The organism is Klebsiella sp. BIGb0138 (assembly GCF_004342285.1).
GTDB lineage: Bacteria > Pseudomonadota > Gammaproteobacteria > Enterobacterales > Enterobacteriaceae > Klebsiella.
Window position 1 is genome coordinate 115592 of the sequence record NZ_SMCV01000004.1, and the last position, 20973, is coordinate 136564.

General features: G+C 59.7%; 19 protein-coding genes. 8 read left to right on the top strand and 11 right to left on the bottom strand.

Features of this window, described 5'->3' with window-relative positions; genetic code table 11:
- Positions 1-5: 5 nt before the first annotated feature.
- The 6 genes from murQ to EDF73_RS11335 all read right to left on the bottom strand — a co-directional run bounded on the left by murQ (position 6) and on the right by EDF73_RS11335 (position 8585).
- On the bottom strand, positions 6-908 hold the full coding sequence (gene murQ, locus EDF73_RS11310) for an N-acetylmuramic acid 6-phosphate etherase (RefSeq protein WP_132729219.1): 903 nt from the start codon (positions 906-908) through the stop codon (positions 6-8).
- Positions 909-1072: 164 nt separating this feature from the next.
- Positions 1073-2233, bottom strand: a complete 1161-nt coding sequence (locus tag EDF73_RS11315; protein ID WP_132729220.1) for a multidrug effflux MFS transporter — start codon at positions 2231-2233, stop codon at positions 1073-1075.
- Positions 2234-2280: 47 nt separating this feature from the next.
- Positions 2281-3645 carry an efflux transporter outer membrane subunit gene (locus EDF73_RS11320; RefSeq protein WP_132729222.1) on the bottom strand — a complete coding sequence of 455 codons (1365 nt, stop codon included), beginning with the start codon at positions 3643-3645 and terminating at the stop codon, positions 2281-2283.
- A gap of 3 nt (positions 3646-3648) precedes the next feature.
- Complete coding sequence (locus EDF73_RS11325) at positions 3649-6756, bottom strand: efflux RND transporter permease subunit (protein WP_132729224.1); 3108 nt, start codon at positions 6754-6756, stop codon at positions 3649-3651.
- Positions 6756-7880: an efflux RND transporter periplasmic adaptor subunit gene (locus EDF73_RS11330; protein ID WP_132729226.1), complete on the bottom strand. Its 1125-nt coding sequence runs from the start codon at positions 7878-7880 to the stop codon at positions 6756-6758. Before EDF73_RS11330 ends, EDF73_RS11325 begins: the two co-directional genes overlap by 1 nt.
- 135 nt (positions 7881-8015) lie before the next feature.
- Entirely contained in the window at positions 8016-8585 is a 570-nt protein-coding gene (locus tag EDF73_RS11335; protein ID WP_132729228.1) for a TetR/AcrR family transcriptional regulator, read from the bottom strand.
- 201 nt (positions 8586-8786) lie between these two features.
- Here EDF73_RS11335 and EDF73_RS11340 point away from each other — a divergent pair, with 201 nt between their 5' ends.
- Positions 8787-9203 carry a GNAT family N-acetyltransferase gene (locus tag EDF73_RS11340; protein WP_132729230.1) on the top strand — a complete coding sequence of 139 codons (417 nt, stop codon included), beginning with the start codon at positions 8787-8789 and terminating at the stop codon, positions 9201-9203.
- A 30-nt stretch (positions 9204-9233) separates the two neighbouring features.
- Here the strand turns inward: EDF73_RS11340 and EDF73_RS11345 are convergent, their stop codons facing one another.
- On the bottom strand, positions 9234-9881 hold the full coding sequence (locus EDF73_RS11345) for a TetR/AcrR family transcriptional regulator (protein WP_132729232.1): 648 nt from the start codon (positions 9879-9881) through the stop codon (positions 9234-9236).
- Between the two features lie 80 nt (positions 9882-9961).
- Here EDF73_RS11345 and EDF73_RS11350 point away from each other — a divergent pair, with 80 nt between their 5' ends.
- Positions 9962-11455, top strand: coding sequence for an MDR family MFS transporter (locus tag EDF73_RS11350; RefSeq protein WP_132729234.1), 1494 nt, complete (start codon positions 9962-9964; stop codon positions 11453-11455).
- Here the strand turns inward: EDF73_RS11350 and EDF73_RS11355 are convergent.
- Positions 11452-12366, bottom strand: coding sequence for a LysR family transcriptional regulator (locus EDF73_RS11355; RefSeq protein ID WP_132729236.1), 915 nt, complete (start codon positions 12364-12366; stop codon positions 11452-11454). The two genes, EDF73_RS11350 and EDF73_RS11355, sit on opposite strands and share 4 nt — an antisense overlap.
- A gap of 102 nt (positions 12367-12468) precedes the next feature.
- On the opposite strand from EDF73_RS11355, the gene EDF73_RS11360 reads away from it, so the two are divergent.
- The 4 genes from EDF73_RS11360 to EDF73_RS11375 all read left to right on the top strand — a co-directional run bounded on the left by EDF73_RS11360 (position 12469) and on the right by EDF73_RS11375 (position 15511).
- Positions 12469-13095, top strand: a complete 627-nt coding sequence (locus EDF73_RS11360) for a pyridoxamine 5'-phosphate oxidase family protein (RefSeq protein WP_132729238.1) — start codon at positions 12469-12471, stop codon at positions 13093-13095.
- Positions 13092-13562, top strand: coding sequence for a nuclear transport factor 2 family protein (locus tag EDF73_RS11365; RefSeq protein ID WP_132729240.1), 471 nt, complete (start codon positions 13092-13094; stop codon positions 13560-13562). The genes EDF73_RS11360 and EDF73_RS11365 overlap by 4 nt, the downstream gene beginning before the upstream one ends.
- A gap of 254 nt (positions 13563-13816) precedes the next feature.
- Complete coding sequence (nlpA, locus tag EDF73_RS11370) at positions 13817-14626, top strand: lipoprotein NlpA (protein ID WP_132729476.1); 810 nt, start codon at positions 13817-13819, stop codon at positions 14624-14626.
- 24 nt (positions 14627-14650) lie between these two features.
- The gene (locus EDF73_RS11375; protein WP_132729242.1) at positions 14651-15511 is read left to right on the top strand and encodes a DMT family transporter; all 861 of its coding nucleotides are present in this window, start codon (positions 14651-14653) and stop codon (positions 15509-15511) included.
- Here EDF73_RS11375 and EDF73_RS11380 read toward each other — a convergent pair.
- Entirely contained in the window at positions 15503-16057 is a 555-nt protein-coding gene (locus EDF73_RS11380; protein WP_132729244.1) for an NUDIX hydrolase, read from the bottom strand. The genes EDF73_RS11375 and EDF73_RS11380 overlap by 9 nt on opposite strands.
- Positions 16058-16226: 169 nt before the next feature.
- Here EDF73_RS11380 and EDF73_RS11385 point away from each other — a divergent pair, with 169 nt between their 5' ends.
- Together EDF73_RS11385 and EDF73_RS11390 are read left to right on the top strand one after the other, a co-directional pair.
- Complete coding sequence (locus tag EDF73_RS11385; protein WP_132729246.1) at positions 16227-17006, top strand: MBL fold metallo-hydrolase; 780 nt, start codon at positions 16227-16229, stop codon at positions 17004-17006.
- Between the two features lie 27 nt (positions 17007-17033).
- The gene (locus EDF73_RS11390) at positions 17034-17987 is read left to right on the top strand and encodes a helix-turn-helix domain-containing protein (RefSeq protein ID WP_132729248.1); all 954 of its coding nucleotides are present in this window, start codon (positions 17034-17036) and stop codon (positions 17985-17987) included.
- On the opposite strand, the gene EDF73_RS11395 is transcribed toward EDF73_RS11390, so the two are convergent.
- A complete protein-coding gene (locus EDF73_RS11395; RefSeq protein WP_132729250.1) occupies positions 17984-19033 on the bottom strand; it encodes an NAD(P)-dependent alcohol dehydrogenase in 1050 nt (349 codons plus the stop codon). The genes EDF73_RS11390 and EDF73_RS11395 overlap by 4 nt on opposite strands.
- Positions 19034-19235: 202 nt before the next feature.
- Positions 19236-20243, bottom strand: a complete 1008-nt coding sequence (locus EDF73_RS11400) for a zinc-binding alcohol dehydrogenase family protein (RefSeq protein ID WP_132729252.1) — start codon at positions 20241-20243, stop codon at positions 19236-19238.
- Positions 20244-20973 lie beyond the last annotated feature (730 nt).

The window sequence follows — 20973 nt, forward strand, 5'->3', positions numbered from 1 at the left end:
GACGCTTAGGTGTTGCTCAGCGCTTTGCGGATATAGCCGTTATTTTTCGCCAGCAGGGACTGGGCTTCGGCGGCGTTCAGATCCGCCAGTACCATCACAATCGCCGTTTTACAGTGGCGGCCGCAGGCATCAAGTGCGCTTTGCGCCGTGGCGCGATCGCAGTCGGTCGCTTCCATGACGATCGAGACCTGGCGCTCAATCAGCTTCGCGTTGGTCGCTTCGACGTCGACCATCAAATTGCTGTACACCTTGCCGATGCGGATCATGGCGCCGGTGGAGATCATGTTCAGCACCAGCTTCTGCGCGGTTCCCGCCTTCAGGCGGGTGGAGCCGGTGACCACTTCCGGGCCCACTGCCGGCGTGATGGCGACATCGGCTAAACGAGCCATTTCGCCGTGCGGGTTGCAGCTGACGATGGCGACGAAGGCGTTCTGGCTATGGGCATACTCCATGGCGCCGATGACGTACGGCGTACGTCCGCTGGCCGCCAGGCCAACCAGCACATCGCGATTGCTGAAGCTGAGGTTTTGCAGGTCCATGGCGCCCTGCGCTTTATTGTCTTCCACGTTTTCCACGGCGCTAAGAATCGCTTTATGACCGCCGGCGATAATTCCTACCACCTGCTCCGGGCGGGTGCCGAAGGTCGGCGGACATTCGCTGGCATCAAGGATCCCCAGACGACCGGAGGTTCCCGCGCCGATATAAATCAGGCGCCCCCCGGCCTGCAGCGCCATCGCGACTTTATCCACGACCTGGGCGATTTGCGGCAAATAGGCGGTGATTGCATGGGCCACCTGCTGGTCTTCCTGGTTAATCACCGTCAGCATCTCGACGGTGGACAGGGTGTCGATATTGGCGCTATTGGCGTTGCGACGCTCGGTCAGCAATGTGCTCAGGTCGATACTCATAAAAAAACCTCATCATTCACAGTTAAGCCAGATTTTAAGGAATTAATTATTCCAATCATGTGAAGGCTATCACGATTAGTACTTAACGGATAAGCAGAGATTTGTAGGTATGGCGGGAAGTGATGCAGTAACAATAATGGAATATTTTATTACTGCATCTTTAATTAGCGGGCGGCGTGTGGTTTTGCCAGGCCGAAGAACAGGGCCATCAGATAGCTAATGGTCATGGCGAGACTCATTTTCAGCATCGTTTCACCGCCGAGCCCGGCCAGCGGCGCGGCGATACCGCCGCAGACAAACATTAAGGTTCCCATCAATGCCGAAGCGGTACCTGACTGCGCGCTGCTGACTTCCCCCATCGCTTTTGACCCGGCAACGGTGCTGATGCCGCTCATTAACGACACGGTGAAGAACAGACCGATCAGCGCCGGCAGCGGCAGGTGCAGCCAGGCGAATACCAGCGTGATGGCCGCACACAGAACCGCCAGGCTCAGACCGCCGCGTAGCAGCGCGTCCGCGCTGAAGCGGTGAGAGAGACGGGAGAAGATCTGCGCAGCGATGATCAGCCCGATCCCGTTGACCCCGAACAGCAGGCTGAACTGTAGGGCAGTCATGGCGTATTCGTTCTGAATCACGAATGACGACGAACCGATGTACGAGAACAGGCCGGCCATCATGAAGGCCTGAATCAGGCAGTAGCGCATAAAGCGGCGATTTTTCATAACCGGCGCGTTGTTTTGCTGCGGCGTAGCGGCGTCTTTTGCCGGCAGCGTTTCACGTAGCACCGCCAGGCTCAGGAGCAGCAGTACGCCGCCGATGGCGGCCATCGCCCAGAACAGAACGCGCCAGTCGGAGAGAGTGATGATGTAGCCGCCGATCACCGGCGACACTACCGGGGCGATGCCGTTGACGGTCATCAGCAGAGCGAAAAACTGGGTCAACCGGGCGCCCTGATATTTATCGCGGGCAATCGAACGGGACAGCACCGAACCGCCGGCGCCGGCGAAGCCCTGCAGAAAACGCCATGCAATCAGCAGATGAATATCATGGGTCGTTGCGCACATCGCCGAAGAGAAGATAAACAGCAGCAGCGACAGGATCAGCGGCTTCTGGCGGCCGATGCGGTCGCTCAGCGGGCCAAAAAACAGCTGTCCAAGGCCGAGGCCAATCAACGAGGCCGTCAGCGAAAGCTGGGTTTGCGTACCGGTGGCGTTCAGCTGTTGGGTGATGTCCGGCAGCGCAGGCAGATAGAAGTCGGTACACAGCGGGCCGATAGCGGTTAACAGGCCGAGGACCAGCGCCCACGAGAGAGAGATACGCGGCATAGGAACTCCTTGCGTATGCCGGGCGTTGCCGCCCGGCTGAAAATGGGTTAGCTGGCGCCGCCTCCCAGCGACTGCCAGAGCGTGATCCGGTTTTCGAGGTCGGTTTGCTGCAGGGCGATCAGCGTCGCCTGCGCCGACCACAGCGTGCGCTGGGCGGTCAGGACCGACAGATAATCGCCGACGCCGGTCTGATAGCGTTTCATGGCGATATCCAGCGACGTCTGCTCGGCGGCGACGTACTGGCGCTGGGCATCCAGCTGTTCGCTCAGCGTTTCCCGGCGCGCCAGCGCATCGGCCACGTCTTTAAAGGCGCTCTGGATACTCTTCTCATAGGTGGCGATCAGCCCCTTTTTCTCCGCTTCGGCATAGCGCAACTGGGCCAGATTGCTGCCGCCGGTAAATAGCGGCAGGCTAATCGATGGGGCGAACGACCACACCTGCATCCCGTGACTGAACAGGGAAGATAGCGCATCGCTGCCTACGCCAGCGCTGGCGGTTAGCGAGATGGTGGGGAAGAAGTTGGCTCGCGCCGCGCCGATGTCGGCATTGGCGCCTTTCAGATTATGCTCTGCTTCCTGAATATCCGGGCGACGAAGCAGCACCGACGACGAAACGCCGGCGGGCACCAGGCTAATGCTGTGATCGCCGAGGCTTTCCAGGGTGCCGGGCAACAGGCTATCGGGCACGGTTTCGCCAGCCAGTAAATTGAGCGCATTTTTGTCCTGGGCGACCAGCGTGCGGTAGCTGGCGACGCTGGCGCGAGCCTGCTGATAAACGCTTTCGGCATCGCTGAGATCGCCCGCGGAGGCGGTGCCCACCGCCATCTGGCGGGCGACGATTTGGCGTGAGTTATCGGCGCTGGCCAGGGTCTCCTGCGCCAGCGCCAGATTGCTGTTGTCCGCCGCGAGGGCGACCCAGGCGGTGGTCAGGTCGGCAATCATCGTCAGGCGCGTATTCTGTGCGGTGTATTCGCTGGCGAGCCAGCTCTCCCGCGCGGCGCGGGACAGACTCTGATTCTTGCCGAACAGATCCAGCTCGAAGCTGGAGACCGCGCCGTCGGCTTGTGCCGACGAGGTCAGGCCGCTGGCCACCGTTTTACTACGGGTATGGCTCAGTTCGGCGTCAACGGTCGGGAACAGCGCGGCGCGGGTCTCGCCGTACTGGGCGCGGGCGGCTTCAATATCGGCGAGGGCTTTCTGCAGATCGCGGTTGCTGGTCAGCGCCATGCTGACCACTTTTTTCAGCCGCGCGTCGTTCACCACCTGCTGCCAGCCGCCGATCACCGCGGTGGCTTCGCCGTGGGCGCCGGGTAGCGTGGCGGGAACCGGCGCCGCCGGGCGGATGTAGTCCGGGTCAAGCGAGACGCAGCCTGCGGTCAGGAGTGCGACAAAAACTAAGGTACAACGAAACATAACTTACTCCTGAGACGGGCGTTGGCGGGTGAACAATCGTTTCACCAGCACAAAGAACAGGGGAACGAAGAATACGGCCAGCAGCGTCGCGGTCAGGGTACCGCCGATAATGCCGGTACCGATCGCCACGCGGCTGTTGGCCCCGGCCCCGGTCGCCACCGCCAGCGGCAGCACCCCGGCGATAAACGCCAGCGAGGTCATCACGATGGGGCGCAGACGCGTTTGCGCCGCACGTAGCGCCGCGCGCGACAGCGAGTAACCGTCATCGACCGCCGCTTCGGCAAACTCGACGATCAGGATGGCGTTCTTCGACGACAGGCCGATGGTGGTCAGCAGGGCAACCTGGAAGTAGACATCGTTATTCAGATCGCGCAGCCACGCCGCCAGCGCGGCGCCGAGCAGGCCCAGCGGGATCACCATGATCACCGAGAACGGCACCGACCAGCTTTCATACAGCGCCGCAAGGCACAGGAACACCACCAGAATCGAGATCGCGTACAGGCTCATCGCCTGCCCGCTGGCCAGCTTTTCCTGTAACGACATGCCGCTCCATGCCCAGGTGGTGCCAGCCGGCAGGTTATTGGACAGCGCTTCCATTTGGTCCATCGCCGCACCCGAGCTGAAGCCGCTGGCGTTCTCACCCTGGATTTCGAAGGCGGCAGAGCCGTTGTAGCGCACCAGGCTTTCCGGGCCATACTGCCAGCGGGTAGTGGCGAAGGCGGAGAACGGCGTCATGCTGTCATCGCTGCCGCGCACAAACCATTTCCCGAGATCGGACGGGACGGCGCGAGCGTCGCTTTCCCCCTGGATATAAACCTTCTTCACCCGTCCGCGATCGATAAAGTCGTTGACGTAGGTTCCGCCCCAGGCGCTGGAGAGCGTATCGGTCACATCGCTCAGCGACAGTCCCAGCGACACGGCTTTGTTATTATCGATATCCACCTGCAGCTGCGGCATCTGCGGCAGGTCATTGGCGCGTACCGACTGGAGCTGCGGGCTTTGGTTGGCGGCGGCCAGCAGCTGACTGCGCATTTTCATCAGGCTATCGCGATCGGTGCCGCCGCTGGCCATCAGTTCAAAGGTAAAGCCGTTGCTCTGGCCCAGACCGTCCACCGATGGCGGTGTCATGGCGAACAGCGAGGCGTCGCGAATGCTGCTTAGATCTTGAGTGGCGCGCAGGGCAATCGCCTGGGCGGTATTCTCTGCCCCTTTACGCTCGGACCAGTTTTTCAGCGAAACGAAGGCCATCCCGGCGTTCTGTCCGCTGCCGCTGAAGTTAAAGCCATCGACGGTAAAGATAACGTTGGTATTGGCCTTTTCTTTGCTAAGGAACCAGTCGGTTACCTGGCGACGTACCTCGGCGGTACGGACCGCGGTGGCGCCCGCCGGGAGGGTGTACTGGACCATGATTTCGCCCTGATCCTCTACCGGCAGAAAGCTCCCCGGCAGCTTCCACATCGCCAGCGCCATGGTGCCGCAGATCAGTACAAAGGCCCCCATCATCACGGCGGAGCGGCGTAGCCCACCGAGTACGCGATGCTGATAGCCCTGTTCGGTACGGCCCCACAGGCGGTTAAAGGCCCCGAAGAATCCTTTGCTGTGCGGCTTAGAATGGGAGAGCAGCGCGCCGCACAGCGCCGGGGTTAAGGTGAGGGCCACCACCACTGACAGCATCATCGCCGAGATAATGGTCACCGAAAACTGGCGGTAGATCACGCCGGTCGAACCGCCGAAGAAGGCCATCGGCAGGAACACCGCCGACAGCACCAGCGCAATTGCGATCAGCGCCCCGGAGATTTCGCCCATCGATTTTTCGGTGGCTTCGCGGGCGGGCAGGCCCTCGTCGCGCATAATGCGCTCGACGTTTTCCACCACCACGATGGCGTCATCCACCAGCAGGCCGATGGCCAGCACCATCGCAAACAGGGTCAAGGTGTTGATGGAGTAGCCGAACAGCGCCAGCACGCCAAAGGTACCCAGCAGCACTACCGGCACCGCGACCGCCGGAATCAGCGTGGCGCGGAAGTTTTGCAGGAACAGGTACATCACGCAAACCACCAGGATGATGGCTTCAAACAGCGTTTGAATGACGTCTTCCACCGAGATTTTGATGAACTCGGTGCTGTCCTTCGGGTAGGCGATATCGTAGCCCTGCGGCATCTGCCGCTGGTATTCGGCAATTTTACTTTTCACGCGCGTGGCGGTATCCAGCGCATTGGCCCCCGGGGCCATCATCACCGCGATCCCGGCGGCCGGGTGGCCGTTGAGGTTGGCGGTGGCGGTGTAATCTTCGCTGCCCATCTCCACGCGAGCGACGTCGCTCAGGCGCACCACCGAACCGTCGGATTTGCTCTTCACAATAATGTTTTTGAACTGGTCGACGGTTTGCAGCCGCGACTGGGCGCGGACGGTAGCGGTCAGCTGCTGCGCGCTGGACGATGGCAGGGCGCCGATTTTACCCGCGGAAATTTGCACGTTCTGCGCTTCAATCGCCGTTTGCACATCGGAAGGCATCAGCGCGTAGGACGCCAGCCTGATGGGATCCATCCAGATACGCATGGCGTATTCCGCGCCGAAAACGCGCAGGCTGCCGACGCCCTCAACGCGCGCCAGCGGGTCCTGCATGTTACTGACCAGCCAGTCGGAAATATCGGAGCTGGTGGCCTTGTTGTTTTTATCGTACACCGCAAGGATCAGCAGGAAGTTACTTTGCGATTTCACCACCGTGACGCCGGATTGCTGCACCTCGCTCGGCAGGCGCGATTCCGCCTGCTGGACTTTGTTCTGCACCTGAACCTGGGCGGTATCCGGGTCGGTCCCCTGTTCGAAGGTGACGGTAATATCCACCGAGCCGTCAGAGCTGCTGGTGGAGGTGAAATAGAGCAGGTTATCCAGCCCGGTAAGCTGCTGCTCAATCACCTGAGTGACGCTGTTCTCCAGAGTTTCAGCAGAGGCCCCGGTATAGGTGGCCGAGATTTTTACCGCCGGTGGCGCGACGTCAGGGTATTGGGCAACCGGCAGCGTCTGGATGGCGAGCACCCCGGCGAGCATAATCAGAATAGCGATTACCCAGGCGAAGACCGGGCGGCGCACGAAGAAGCGTGAAAACATCAGGCGTTGCCTCCGTCATGTTTGACTTCGACGGCTTTGACCTGCTGGCCTGCGGCGACTTTACTGGTGCCTTCAACGATCAGCTTATCGCCACTCTTCAGGCCGTTAACCACCAGCCATTTGTCGCCGTAAGCGTCGCCGGTTTCCACTTCCCGCTGTTCCACTTTGTTATTGCCATCGACGATAAGCGCGGTGGCATTGCCTTTGGCATCACGGGTGATGCCCTGCTGCGGCGCCAGAATCGCATCGTCCATAATCCCTTCATCGACGTGGGCGCGTACGAACATGCCCGGTAGCAGGACGTGCTGCGGGTTGGGGAAGACCGCGCGCAGCGTGACCGAGCCGGTTGACTCATCCACCGCCACTTCGGTCAGCGCCAGGCGGCCTTTTTCGCTATAGGTGCTGCCGTCTTCGAGGGTTAACGACACGCTGAACGTGTTGCTATCGGTCGCCAGCGTCTGTTTGCGCAGGCGCAGCAGATCGACGCTGGAGCGGGTGAGATCGACATACATGGTGTCCAGCCCGCGGATCGTTGCCAGCGCGGTATCCTGATCGGCTGAAACCAGCGCGCCTGGGGTGACGGAGGAGATGCCGATCCGTCCGGCAATCGGTGCGGTAACGGTGGTCCAGTTCAGGTTAATACGGGCGCTCTCCAGCGCCGCCTTTTTCGACTCCACGCTGGCCTTGTCCTGATTGCAGGTGGAGATCGCATCGTCGGCATCCTGACGGGAAACGCCGTTGTCCTTCACCAACGCCGCGTAGCGCTGGGCTTTCTGACAGTCGGATGTCACCAGCGACTGGGCCTGCTTGAGCGCGGCGGCGGCTTCGTTATAGGCCGCGCGGTAGCTGGCGGGGTCGATTTGATACAGCGCCTGGCCGGCCTTCACCATGTCGCCCTCGGTAAACAGGCGTTTTTGAATGATGCCGCCGACCTGCGGGCGTACCTCGGCGCTCAGCGACGCGGTGGTGCGGCCGGTCAGGTCGCTGATCAGCGAAACGGGCTGACGCTTCAGGGTGACGACGCCGACTTCTACCGTCGTCTGGGGGGGTGTGGATGTGGGCGTATTATCGCATCCGCTCAGGATGAATAATGCCGCTGCGATGGGAAGTATTGTGTATTTCATTATATTTTCTCAGGATGAACGACGTCCTCCCCGTTAATTAAATAACGGGGTTCAGGCCAGGCGATAACGCATCTCCGGATTAACGGAAACGACAAAAAGGGAATTTAAAATTCCCTGTTGATTAATTGCAGTTAATTATTTAGCCATCAGCAACATAGTGGTTATTTCCCGATAGAGTTTTTCGAGGACTTCTGGCGCCACCGTTTGCGGGATCAGGCGGCGGTAAATCGTCCCTTCCATCATCACCGCGGTGATCTCAACGCAGCAGCGGATGCGCTCCTCGCTAAGATGCGGGTGCGCTTTGTGGATATGCGCGCAGGCGTTGGCAAACATCCGCTGGTCCGCTTCCACCATCATGGCGGCGATGTGCGGATTGCGGGTCGCCTCGGCGGCCATTTCCAGCATCAGCGCGTCATCGTCTGCATCTAACGTGTGCCGCCATGCGAGTATCCCTGGGATTTGGTCGGTTTGTATTTTGCCGTCCATCTCGGCGATGCGGCAATCGATGATGCGGCGAATCATCTCTGCGATGATGGCATCTTTACTGGCAAAATAACGGTATATTTGTCCGACACTTAGCTTCGCTTCGCTGGCGATTTGCGCCATGCTGGCCCCGTGAAAACCATGCTGGCGGAAGCAGCGGCGTGCGGCAGTGATGATTTCATCCTGCCGAAGTTTTTGCCGGACGGCCAGGGTATTGCTCATGGTTTTCTCCGTGGTAGTGTAGAGTGAGAATGATCATTCTCATTTCTCCCTCATTATACGTTTCCAGCGGATGATGGAAAGGTTTTTTTGGTTAAAAATAAGCAATAGAAATTTAGACAGGAAATAATGGAGAAAATAAGTATTTTTTGTGAAAGTAAGGTGGTGGTTTAACTTAATAATATTTAATTAAGGAGAAAACGGATGGCGCTAATAATGACAACCAGCATTAATCCCGTGGATCAAGAAGAGTTGCTGGCGGGGCTGCGGGAATACAACCTGCGCTATCTGGACCCGGCGCAGTTTGGTGAGCTGGGGGTATATCTCCGCGACGAGGCCGGAGTCATGCAGGGTGGACTGATCGGCAAAAGACAGGCTAACTGGCTGTGTATTCAGTATTTATGGGTCAGCGAAGCCGCGCGCGGCAGCGGGCTGGGCGGCGAGCTGATGCGCAACGCGGAAAAGCAAGCGCGTGAAGAGGGGTGTCACCATGCGCTGGTGGATACCTTCAGCTTCCAGGCCCTGCCGTTTTATCAAAAACAGGGTTATCAGCTGCAGATGACGCTCCCCGATTTCCCGCATGTCGGTATGGCGCGCCATTACCTGGCGAAAGCGCTGTAGCCCGCTAAGCAAAAGCACGGCCCGGTGCGCTTATCCGCCAATGCCCTGGTGGATCAGCGTCAGCGCGTTGCTGACAATGGTCTGTCGGGAGACTGCGGATAAACGCCCGTCGGTGCGCATGCGTGAAAACGGCACCAGCACCAGGCTAATCAGGGTGGTAAACAGCAGCTCCGGCGACAGGGCCGGGTTGAGTTTACCTTCCTGCTGCCAGCGCTTCACCGTCTCCATCATCCGGTCATATTTATCATCGCCAAAGCGCGCGTGCATATGCTGGCGCAGTACCGGCATCTCGCCAATCATCTCCTGCATCCACAGCGGCGCAAACCAGGTATGTTTCTCCGCCAGGACGCCCAGGGTCTCGATCAGCAGTGCCAAAGCGGTCATCGGATCCTGCGGATGAGCGATGAAAATCTTGCTGATCTCGTTACGCAGCGGCATAAAGCGCTCTTCCAGCAGCTGGTCCACTAACGTTTCCCGTGAGCTGAAATAGTAATTCAGCATGGCTGGCGTCACCCCGGCCTCTTTGGCAATGGCATTGAGCGAGGTATGGGCGATGCCCTGGCGGGCAAACAGCGCCAGGGCAATATCCATCAGCTGCTCGCGGCTGGCGGTACCGGATTGTTTACCCCGCGGCCGGCCGGGACGGCGGGGGACGTCATTGTCTTTTTGTGCGGTCATTTCTGCGGGCTCTCTTGACGCGATCCATCATTTCCCTAAATATTAATTATGCATTTAATTAATTTCAAGCGAGTGATGTGATGACGTCTCAAGTCGCAACCCAACCCGCACCGCCGATTCGTCTGCTGTTCAGCGCGTTGATACTGGTGATGCTGTTGGCGGCGTTGGATCAAACCATCGTCTCAACGGCGCTGCCGACAATCGTCGGCGAACTGGGCGGGCTGGATAAGCTCTCCTGGGTGGTGACCGCCTATATCCTCAGCTCGACGATCGTGGTGCCGCTATACGGTAAATTCGGCGATCTGTTTGGGCGCAAAATTGTGCTCCAGGTCGCGATAGTCCTGTTCCTCGTCGGCTCCGCGCTTTGCGGGCTGGCGCAGAATATGACCCAGCTGGTGTTGATGCGGGCGCTGCAGGGGCTGGGCGGCGGCGGCCTGATGGTGATCAGCATGGCGGCCGTCGCCGATGTGATCCCGCCGGCTAACCGCGGCCGCTATCAGGGATTATTTGGCGGCGTGTTCGGTCTGGCAACGGTGGTCGGGCCGTTAATCGGCGGCTTCCTGGTGCAGCACGCGTCATGGCGCTGGATTTTCTACATCAACCTGCCGCTGGGGCTGTTTGCGCTGCTGGTGATCGGCGCGGTATTCCAAAGTAGCAACAAACGTAGCCAGCATCAGATTGACTGGCTGGGGGCGATTTACCTGAGCATGGCGCTGCTGTGCATCATCCTCTTCACTTCCGAAGGGGGCAGCGTGCGCGCGTGGAACGACCCGCAGCTGTGGTGCATTCTGGCCTTTGGTGTGGTGGGGATCGTTGGTTTTGTGTATGAAGAGCGGCTGGCCGTTGAGCCCATTATTCCGCTCTCCTTGTTCCGCAACCGCAGCTTCCTGCTGTGCAGCATGATTGGGTTTGTTATCGGTATGTCGCTGTTTGGCTCGGTCACCTTCCTGCCGCTCTACCTGCAGGTGGTGAAAGCCGCGACGCCGACCGAAGCCGGGCTACAGCTGATCCCGCTGATGGGTGGCCTGCTGGTGACCTCAATCGTCAGCGGACGCATTATCAGCCGCACCGGTAAATACCGCCTGTTTCCGATTCTCGGCACGCTGCTGGGGGTGGTGGGGATGGTGCTGCTGACGCGCATTACGATTCACTCGCCGATGTGGCAACTGTATCTGTTTACCGGCGTGCTGGGGATGGGCCTGGGACTGGTGATGCAGGTGCTGGTGCTGGCGGTACAGAACGCCATGCCGGCACAGATGTACGGCGTGGCGACCTCCGGGGTGACGCTGTTCCGCTCGATCGGCGGTTCTATCGGCGTGGCGCTGTTTGGCGCGGTGTTTACCCATGTACTGCAAAATAACCTGCAGCGCCTGCTGCCGGCAGGGGCGGAGCTACCGCGGGCGCTGAACCCGGCGGCGGTGCAGAATCTGCCATCTGAAATCCGCCTCGACTATCTCGATGCCTTTGGCTCGGCGATTCATGCCGCCTTCCTGATGGCGGCCGGTATTATGGCGATAGCTTTCCTGCTTTCATGGCTGTTGAAAGAGGTGCCGCTGAAACAGGCGGCGCGCTAAGCGGTCGCCGCAATGCGTAACAGCGCCTGGCGCAGCGCGGGGGCGGCGAAATCGATAAACTTCCGCAGCTTAAGCGGAGCCAGATCGCGGGCGATATACAGCAAATGAACCGGGGCCGGTGCCGGCTCCATGGTGTCCAGGATCAGCCTGAGTTCGCCGCGGGCCAGGCCATCAATCGCCTGATAGTGCAGCAGGCGCGCTACGCCGGCCCCGAGACGAGCGGCATCGGCGGCGCTTTCCGGGGTCGTGACCGACAGAACCGGTTGCAGAACCACCCGCTGGTCTTCCACCCCGGAGGTGCGGAACTGCCAGCCGTTATAGGGCATCGGCGATTCAATGCTAACGATCGGCAGCGCGGCCAGATCGCGGGGGCGCTGCGGCATACCGTATTTCTCCAGCAGCGCCGGGTGGGCGCAGGTCACGATACGCATCTCGCCCACCCGGATGGCGACCATACCGCTGTCCGGCAGCGCGCCAATGCGCACCGCGAGATCGATATGCTCGTCGATCAGGTCGGCATTACGGTCGCTGAGCAGTAAACGGACGCGAATTTGCGGGTATCGGGCGAGAAAAGCGGTCACTACCGGGAGAACGTGCTGGCGGCCAAACATCGTCGGCGCCGCGATGACCAGCTCCCCCTTCGGCTGCTGATACTCCCCTGCCGCCCGGCGTTCGGCATTTTCCACCTCTTCCAGAATCCGCCGCGCGGCGGCGACATAGTCAACCCCGGCATCGGTCAGCGTCAGTTTGCGGGTGGTTCGGGCCAGCAGGCGCACGCCGAGCGCGCTCTCCAGCTCGGCAATATGGCGGCTGACGGTGGTCAGCGGCATGTTCAGTGCCCGCGAGGCGGCCGACATACTGCCCAGATCGGTGACTTTCACCAGCAGCGCCATGGCGCTTAAGCGATCCATGATTATCCCGTTTATCGGAAAGATGATTGCCAGTATCCCAGTATTATCATTTCTAACAGTAGAGTCCATGCTGAGTGCAGCAAGATTGCGTTCGGAGGGGCTATGTCAGGGGACTTTCTCACTATCGCCATCACGCCAGATGTGATGGACGTGCAGCATGAAATGGGCAGCGATGGGCTATGGCAGTATCGCCAGCGCCGGGGCGAGCGTTTCAGCGCCAGCGAAGCGGAGATGATCGCCAGCCGCGACAGTTTTTATCTGGCGACCGTGTCGCAAACCGACTGGCCCTATATTCAGCACCGCGGCGGGCCGCCGGGGTTTCTCCAGCTGCTTGACGACACCACCCTGGCGATGGCCGACTTTAGCGGTAACCGCCAGTACATCACCACCGGAAACCTGCGTAGTCGCGACCGCGCGTGCCTGTTTTTGATGGATTACCCGCGCCGTGCCAGGCTGAAAATCTATGCCACCGTCGAGGTGCTGGCGACGGACGATGATCCCGGGCTGCTGGCGCGGCTGACGCCGGAAAATTACCGGGCTCGCGTGGAGCGCCTGTACCGCTTTCACCTGCAGGCGTTCGACTGGAACTGCCCGCAGCACATCACGCCGCGCTACAGCGCCCGCCAGGTGGCGGAGTATAGCCAGACCTTGCAGCTACGCATCCGTGAGCTGGAAGAGGAAAACTCGCGGCTGCAATCACAGTTAACGTTAAAAGGAGAACATCAATGACCGAACAACGTCCGCCGCTGCCACCCTTTACCCGCGAAAGCGCAGTGCAAAAGGTGCGGGCCGCCGAAGATGGCTGGAACAGCCGGGATGCGCATAAGGTGGCGCTGGCCTATACCGTCGACAGCCAGTGGCGCAACCGAAGCGAATTTGTCCATGGACGCGCGGAAATTATCGGCTTTCTGACGCGAAAATGGCAAAAAGAGCAGCAATACCGGCTGATTAAGGAGCTGTGGGCGTGGAAGGATAACCGCATCGCGGTACGGTTTGCCTACGAGTGGTGCGACGACAGCGGGAACTGGTTCCGCTCATACGGTAATGAAAACTGGGAGTTCGATGAGCATGGCCTGATGCGCACCCGCTATGCCTGCATCAACGACCTGCCGATTGAGGAAAGCGAACGCCTGTTCCACTGGCCCCAGGGCCGCCGTCCTGACGATCATCCGGGGCTGAGCGAGCTCGGGCTGTAGCCGGCTTCTTTGCCATCAGCGCCTGCCGTTATTGCGGCAGGCGAGCGGCTGCGGTAGCCCGGCCGAAGGCGTTTACGCCGCCAGCGGGGAACAGCGCCGGACAATTGACGCGATCACCTACCCATACAGTCAAACAGCGGCAGATGATTTTATTTCCTGTTGCGACTTTTGCAGTTTAAAACCTGCGCCTAAAGTCGTTATAGTTTCGGATGAAAAATAATAACGATTTTCTATGGACTGACAGGGTAAAAATGATGACATTGCGTTTACGGACAGCCGCCGCCGTGGTGCTGGCGGGTCTGCTGCTGGCGGGCTGCGACCAGAAAGGTAGCGATGCGAAACACATTAAAGTCGGCGTGATCAACGGCGCGGAACAGGATGTGGCAGAAGTCGCGAAAAAGGTCGCCAAAGAGAAATATGGCCTTGATGTCGAACTGGTGGGCTTCAGCGGTTCGCTGTTGCCAAACGAGGCGACAAACGCCGGGGATCTGGACGCTAACGTCTTCCAGCACCGGCCGTTCCTTGAACAAGATAATAAAGCGCATAGCTACCATCTGGTGGCGGTCGGCAACACCTTCGTGTTCCCGATGGCGGGCTATTCGCGCAAAATTAAGTCGCTGGCCGAGCTGAAAGACGGCGCCACCATCGCCATTCCGAACGACCCCACCAACCTTGGCCGCGCGTTGCTCCTGTTGCAAAAAGAGCAGTTGGTAACCCTCAAAGCGGGCACCGGCCTGCTGCCGACGGCGGTGGATATCACCGCCAACCCGCATAACCTGAACATCATGGAACTGGAAGGGGCGCAGCTGCCGCGCGTGCTTGACGACCCGAAGGTCGATGTCGCGATCATCAGCACCACCTACCTCCAGCAAACCGGACTGTCGCCGGTGCGTGACGGGATCTTCATTGAAGATAAAAACTCGCCGTATGTGAATATCATCGTCACCCGCGAAGAGAATAAAGACGCGGAAAACGTGAAGGAATTCATGCAGTCCTATCAGTCGCCGGAAGTGGCGAAGGCGGCAGAGACCATCTTCAACGGCGGCGCGGTCCCGGGCTGGTAATCGTCAACACAAGGAGGAGTGAATATGGTCCGCCAGCGTCAGGCCGATCTGCTGCTGATCGCCGCAACGGTTATCGCCGCATGTGGATGGATATTTTCGCGTGAGGCCATTGCAGGGATGCCGGTTTTCGCCTTCCTCGGCCTGCGGTTCTTTTTTGCCGCCCTGCTGCTGCTGCCGTTCTGCCGCGGCTTTCGCGTGGAGAAGCAGCACTGGCGGCGGATTGTCATCAGCGGGCTGTGGTTTGCGCTGAACCTGTGCCTGTGGATTTACTCGGTGTCGACCACCGCCTCGCTGGGTGAGGGGGCGTTTATCATGAGCCTGTCGATGCTGTTTGTGCCGCTCACCGCATGGGCGATGATGAAAGCGCGTCCGGCGCGGGCGTACTGGGAGTGCCTGCCGGTGGCGATCGTTGGCCTCGGGCTACTTAGCTTGCATATGCCGATTGCGTTTCACCCCAGCCAGGGCTGGTTTCTGCTGACCGCGCTGGTGCAGTCGATTTGGTTTTGCTACACCAGCAGCTGCGCCCGCGAGGTGCCGCTGATCCCGCTCACCACCGTGCAGCTGGGGATCACCGGGCTGGTTGGGCTGGGGATCTCCGCCGCCGTAGAAACCTGGGATCAGCCGTTTACGCTGCCAACCTTTGGCTGGCTGCTGGCCAGTATCGTCATCGCCACCAGTCTACGCTTTGGCCTGCAAATGAAGGGGCAGAAGTACGCGGCGGTGGCGAGCGCCGCGATTATTATGGTGCTGGAGCCGCTGCTGACGGTGATTGCCGCCGCGTTGTGGTATGGCGAGCAGCTGCCGCTGCAGAAGATTATCGGCGGCATGCTGATCCTGGTCGCCCAGCTGTGGTTCCGCTGGCGGATGCTCAGGCCATTACGCTAAACCGTTATGCTGCTGCGCCATCAGATGCAGCAGCGGCACCAGCGACAGCCCGTCAGGCATCTCGCCGCGGGCGATCAGCTGGCTGATTTCGGCGAACGTAAACCAGCCCGTTTCCATCACTTCATCCTGATCCGCATCCATTCCGACGAACGCCAGATCGCGGGCCAGCCAGGTGATAAACAGCTGGTCGCTGCTGCCGTAGGACGGGTTGTAGCGGATAAGCTCTTCGACATCTTGCGCCTGGTAGCCGGTCTCTTCCCGCAGCTCGCGCAGCGCCGCCGCGCGCGGCTCTTCGCCTTCATCAATACCACCGGAGGGAATCGCCCACACTACCCGATCGATCAGATAGCGGTAGTGGCGAATCAGCAGCACTTTGTCCTGCTGCATGGCCACGATACCTACCGCCGGGCGCGGGTAGTGGATGGAGTAAAAATCGCGACGTTCGGCGTCGGTGACGTCGATCGCCACCTTGCGCATGCTGAACCACGGGGTGTGCGCGATCACCTCGGCGTCGTGCATATCGGCGGCGGTGAGTCTCTTCTTCATGATGGCCACTTCTCCTGAAAAGGGGGCGTTCAGCACACCATAGCCGGGAGCGGATGGCAACCGCGCGAAGTTGGCCCAATCTCATCGCTCATTGCCCAAATGCCCATATTGCCGCAGGCTTGTGGGACGTACGATGTTCGCCAGCTTACCTGGAAGAGGAGTGAACATCATGAAAATGACCCATATCCGTAATTCGACTCAGATAATTGAATATGCAGGAAAAAAATTCCTGATTGACCCGATGCTGGCGGATCGGGGCGCCTGGCCGGGCTTTCCCGGCACCGCCCGCGCCGGGCTGCGTAACCCGCTGGTAGAACTGCCTTTTCCCCGCGCCATCATTGTGGATGTTGACGCCGCGATCGTGACCCATACTCATCTCGATCACTGGGATGAGGCGGCGAGCGCCGCGATCCCGAAAACGCTGCCGGTGTTTGTCCAGCACGAGGCCGATGCCCGGCTGCTGCGCGAACAGGGATTTGTCGATATTCGCCTGCTTGCGGCAGAGAGCGAATTTGCCGGTATCGCCCTGCAGAAAACCACCTCCGGGCAGCACGGCAGCGACCGCGCCTACGCCGTACCGGCCATGGCGGAGCGCCTTGGCGAGGCCTGTGGCGTGGTGTTTCGTCATCCGCAGGAGAAAACGCTGTGGCTGGTGGGCGACACCCTCTGGCGCCCTGACATTGAGGCCGATATGCTGCGACTGCGCCCCGATGTGGTGGTGCTGAATGCCGGGTATGCGCACGCGATCGGCTTCGGCCCGATTATTATGGGTAAAGAGGATGTGCTGAAAACGCACTTCACCCTACCGGAGGCGAAAATTGTCGCCATCCATCTCGAAGCGATAAACCACTGTCTGCTCAGCCGCGAGGAGCTGCGCGAGTATGTGGCTGATAATCAGATTGCCGACGTAGTCAGCATCCCGCAGGATGGGGAAAGTATTATCTTTTAAACCAGCAGCGGGGGAGCGGAGAGGGCGATGACATTAACCGAGGTAGCCATGGTCGCGGTGGACGGGTTCAGCCCTTTTCACTACGCGGTTCCCTGTATGCTGTTTGGCGATAGCGTCTCGGCAACCAAACGTTTTAACCTGCATATCTGCGCCGAGCGGCCGGGATTGCTGACCGCTGGCGACGGCTTTGCCCTGAACGCCAGCGCTGATTTCGCCACGCTGGAGCAGGCCGACATCGTGGTGGTGCCCTACTGGGGCGCGGTACATCAGCGCCCGCCGCAGTCGTTGCTCGACGGCCTGCTCCGGGCAAGAGATAACGGCGCGCAGATTGTCGGCCTGTGTCTCGGCGCCTTTGTTCTCGGCTATGCCGGGCTGCTGGACGGCAAGCGGGCGGCGACCCACTGGGAGTTCGAACAGGATTTTCAGCGGCTGTTTCCTCAGGTGCAGCTGGATATCAACGCACTGTATGTCGATGACCAGCGGATCATTACCTCGGCGGGCACCGCGGCGGCGCTCGACTGCTGCCTGTATATCATCCGCCAGCGGTTTGGCAGCGTTGTCGCCAACCAGATTGCCCGGCGGATGATCGTGCCACCGCATCGTGAAGGTGGCCAGGCGCAATTTATCGCCCAGCCGGTGCCGAAAAATACCCGCGATGCACGGATTAACTACCTGCTGGAGTATCTTCAGCAGCGCATCCACGAGCCGCACAACCTTGACGCGCTGGCGCAGGTGATGGCGATGAGCCGCCGGACGTTGACCCGCCATTTCGCTCGCGCCACCGGCATGAGTATCGCCGGCTGGCTTACCGCCGAACGTCTGCGGCGTAGCCAGCTGCTCCTTGAAGCGGGCGATATGCCCGTCGAGCAGGTGGCGGAGAGGGTCGGTTTTCGTTCCGCCGTGACCTGGCGTCAGCAGTTTAAATCCCGCTTTGGCGTCAGTCCGGCGGAGTGGCGGCGTACCTTCCGGCGCGGCGCTTAGCCGGCGAGCGTGGCGCTATCAATCACGAAGCGATATTTCACATCGCCTTTAACCATCCGCGCCCAGGCTTCGTTGATCTGATCGCCGCGAATGAGCTCAATATCGGCGACGATGCCGTGTTCGGCGCAGAAATCGAGCATCTCCTGGGTTTCCGGGATCCCGCCAATCATCGAGCCGGCAATCGACCGACGGCGGAAAATCAGATTAAACACTTCCGGTGAAGGGTGCGGCGTGGCCGGGGCGCCGACTAAGGTCAGGGTGCCATCGCGTTTGAGCAAGGTGGTGAACGCGTCGAGATTGTGTGGCGCCGCCACGGTGTTGAGGATGAAGTCGAAACTTTTCACATGCGCCGCCATTTCGTCCTCGTTGCGCGACACCACGACTTCATCCGCGCCCAGCTCTTTCGCCGCTTCGCGCTTTGCTTCCGAGGTGGTAAAAGCCACCACGTGAGCTCCCAGGGCGTGGGCCAACTTGATCCCCATATGCCCCAATCCGCCGATGCCGACGATGCCCACTTTTTTACCCGGGCCGACGTTCCAGTGGCGTAGCGGCGACCAGGTCGTGATGCCCGCACATAGCAGCGGCGCCACGGCGGCGAGCTGTTCCTTCGGATGGCGGATATGCAGCACGAAGCGTTGATGAACCACAATCTGCTGAGAATAACCGCCGAGCGTGTGCCCGGGCGCGTCTGTCGTCGGACTGTTATAGGTCAGCACGGTATGGTCGCAGTAGTTTTCCAGCCCTGCCTCGCACTCTTCACACTGCTGACAGCTGTCGACCATACAGCCGACCCCGACCAGATCGCCGACGTTGACCCCGGAGACCTGATTGCCGATGGCGGTCACCTGACCGACGATTTCGTGCCCCGGTACGCAAGGGTAGAGCGTGCCGGCCCATTCGGATCGCGCCTGGTGAAGATCCGAATGGCAGACGCCGCAGTAATTGATGGCGATCTGGACATCGTTCGGCCCGGGATCGCGGCGTGAGATAGCCATTGATTTTAACGGTTGGGTGGCGGAGTACGTACCAATAGCATTGATCTGCATAGTGAAACCTCTTTCTGAATGAGCGTGCTGAATAATACGGAGGGGGTGACCTGCTTTTTGGCGGCAACGGTAAGCGTAGCCTGGTCAGCGCCGGGCGTGCGGAGATTAGCTCAGAGTGTTAAAAAGAAGGGGCTTCCCCGTATGACGGGGAAGCAGGACAGCGCTTCAACAGGCCTCAGATAATCAGGCGCAATGGGCGAGTTTAAAACCCTTCCAGCACGATTTTGCCGACGGAACGCCCGGTTTCAAGCTGGGTATGCGCTTTCTGCAGATTCCCGGCGGTAATCTTGCCGTAATGCTCGCCCAGCGTGGTCCTGATGGTCTTATCGTCAATCAGGCCAGCGACGCGGGTCAGCAGCTGATGCTGGGCAATCATATCCGGCGTTTCAAACATCGAACGGGTGAACATAAACTCCCAGTGCAGCGAAATGCTTTTAGCCTTCAGCGGACGGGCGTCGAGGGTTTCCGGATCGTCAATCAGCGCCAGTTTGCCCTGCGGGGCGAGGGCGGCAATCAGCTGTGCGTAATGCTGTTCGGTATGGGTCAGGCTGGCGACGTGCGTTACCGCTTCCACGCCAATCCGCGCCAGCTCGTCGCCGAGCGGTTTGCTGTGATCGATCACGTGGTGCGCCCCGGCGTCAACCACCCACTGCTGGCTTTCAGGGCGCGAGGCCGTGCCGATTACCGTCATGCCGGTCAGCCTGCGGGCCAGCTGGGTGAGGATGGAACCAACGCCGCCCGCCGCGCCGACAATCAGCAGCGTATCCCCGGCGTTACCCCCTTCCTGTACGCCCAGACGGTCAAATAGCAACTCCCATGCGGTGATCGCCGTCAGCGGCAGGGCGGCGGCAGACGCGTTATCCAGCGAGCGCGGTTTCAGGGCGACGATCCGTTCGTCGACGAGCTGAAACTCGCTATTGCTACCCGGACGCCCCAGCGCCCCGGCGTACCAGACTTCATCACCCGGGGCGAACAAGGTCACCGCCTCACCCACGGATTTCACTACCCCGACCGCATCCCAACCCAGCACGCGCGGGGTATCGGCGTTAAATCCGGCGCGCACTTTGGTATCCACCGGGTTGACGGAAATGGCCTTCACTTCAACCAGCAGGTCATGCCCTGCGGCGACCGGAACCGGCAGTTCGATGTCACTTAAAAATGGGATGTTGCTGCCTTCGGCGGCGGCGTGGGTAATGGCGATCGCTTTCATACACTCTCCGGTTATCGAATGGGATTTCTTGTGGGTATCCTTTAAGGGTAGACCGTGGGCGGAGTGGGAAAAACGGGGCGCGGGCGATAAGAGTTATAGGGAAAAAGAGAAAATGGGCTACGTCGGGGAGCGTGGCGGTTTGGCGAGCAGGTCTGGGGCCATAACCCTGGCCCCGTCGTCACCGGCGATTAACATCGAATCTGCCGGGCCAGCGCCGTCACGGCGGCGGATAAAAAACGGCGATCAGATGAAAATGCCATAACCAGAGGGGGCTGAGGGGGGGGGGGAATAGGGCAGCATGGCTGGTGGAGGGCTTGAGATAAAGAATGTCCAGAATAATCCTAAAAAATGAAAGGGCATCGCCGCCGCCCGGAGGCCATGAGCCGCATCTGGAGAAAATATTCAACGCCGGCACTGAACCGGCTCTGCTTCGGCACATTTCTGTGACGCTCTTAACGATAGGCAGGTATAGCGACTTACTTTTTTAGTTTCATATTTGAGAATATTTTTGCGTAGACTGCGCAAATATTAATTATGGAGGTGCTGAATAATAATATTGCGTTATAGCTCAAGGTTTACGTCTTGACTCCCATCCCGGCACATGCGACTTTCCCGATATCAAATAATAAACTGAGTTTCATATTTGAGACAAAAATATTATCTCCGGACTATTTAATTAATTGTTTCACTGCTGAGACAAACCTATAAAAAAACGCCGATATTGAGCGGC

What these genes read in the sequence shown, in the direction of transcription:
- EDF73_RS11330 (WP_132729226.1), bottom strand. Translation starts at nt 7,880, where the DNA reads ATGAAATACACAATACTTCCCATCGCAGCGGCATTATTCATCCTGAGC.
- EDF73_RS11345 (WP_132729232.1), bottom strand. Translation starts at nt 9,881, where the DNA reads ATGACCGCACAAAAAGACAATGACGTCCCCCGCCGTCCCGGCCGGCCG.
- EDF73_RS11315 (WP_132729220.1), bottom strand. Translation starts at nt 2,233, where the DNA reads ATGCCGCGTATCTCTCTCTCGTGGGCGCTGGTCCTCGGCCTGTTAACC.
- EDF73_RS11325 (WP_132729224.1), bottom strand. Translation starts at nt 6,756, where the DNA reads ATGTTTTCACGCTTCTTCGTGCGCCGCCCGGTCTTCGCCTGGGTAATC.
- EDF73_RS11350 (WP_132729234.1), top strand. Translation starts at nt 9,962, where the DNA reads ATGACGTCTCAAGTCGCAACCCAACCCGCACCGCCGATTCGTCTGCTG.
- EDF73_RS11355 (WP_132729236.1), bottom strand. Translation starts at nt 12,366, where the DNA reads ATGGATCGCTTAAGCGCCATGGCGCTGCTGGTGAAAGTCACCGATCTG.
- EDF73_RS11340 (WP_132729230.1), top strand. Translation starts at nt 8,787, where the DNA reads ATGGCGCTAATAATGACAACCAGCATTAATCCCGTGGATCAAGAAGAG.
- EDF73_RS11395 (WP_132729250.1), bottom strand. Translation starts at nt 19,033, where the DNA reads ATGCAGATCAATGCTATTGGTACGTACTCCGCCACCCAACCGTTAAAA.
- nlpA (WP_132729476.1), top strand. Translation starts at nt 13,817, where the DNA reads ATGACATTGCGTTTACGGACAGCCGCCGCCGTGGTGCTGGCGGGTCTG.
- EDF73_RS11335 (WP_132729228.1), bottom strand. Translation starts at nt 8,585, where the DNA reads ATGAGCAATACCCTGGCCGTCCGGCAAAAACTTCGGCAGGATGAAATC.
- EDF73_RS11375 (WP_132729242.1), top strand. Translation starts at nt 14,651, where the DNA reads ATGGTCCGCCAGCGTCAGGCCGATCTGCTGCTGATCGCCGCAACGGTT.
- EDF73_RS11380 (WP_132729244.1), bottom strand. Translation starts at nt 16,057, where the DNA reads ATGAAGAAGAGACTCACCGCCGCCGATATGCACGACGCCGAGGTGATC.
- EDF73_RS11365 (WP_132729240.1), top strand. Translation starts at nt 13,092, where the DNA reads ATGACCGAACAACGTCCGCCGCTGCCACCCTTTACCCGCGAAAGCGCA.
- EDF73_RS11360 (WP_132729238.1), top strand. Translation starts at nt 12,469, where the DNA reads ATGTCAGGGGACTTTCTCACTATCGCCATCACGCCAGATGTGATGGAC.
- EDF73_RS11390 (WP_132729248.1), top strand. Translation starts at nt 17,034, where the DNA reads ATGACATTAACCGAGGTAGCCATGGTCGCGGTGGACGGGTTCAGCCCT.
- EDF73_RS11320 (WP_132729222.1), bottom strand. Translation starts at nt 3,645, where the DNA reads ATGTTTCGTTGTACCTTAGTTTTTGTCGCACTCCTGACCGCAGGCTGC.
- EDF73_RS11400 (WP_132729252.1), bottom strand. Translation starts at nt 20,243, where the DNA reads ATGAAAGCGATCGCCATTACCCACGCCGCCGCCGAAGGCAGCAACATC.
- EDF73_RS11385 (WP_132729246.1), top strand. Translation starts at nt 16,227, where the DNA reads ATGAAAATGACCCATATCCGTAATTCGACTCAGATAATTGAATATGCA.
- murQ (WP_132729219.1), bottom strand. Translation starts at nt 908, where the DNA reads ATGAGTATCGACCTGAGCACATTGCTGACCGAGCGTCGCAACGCCAAT.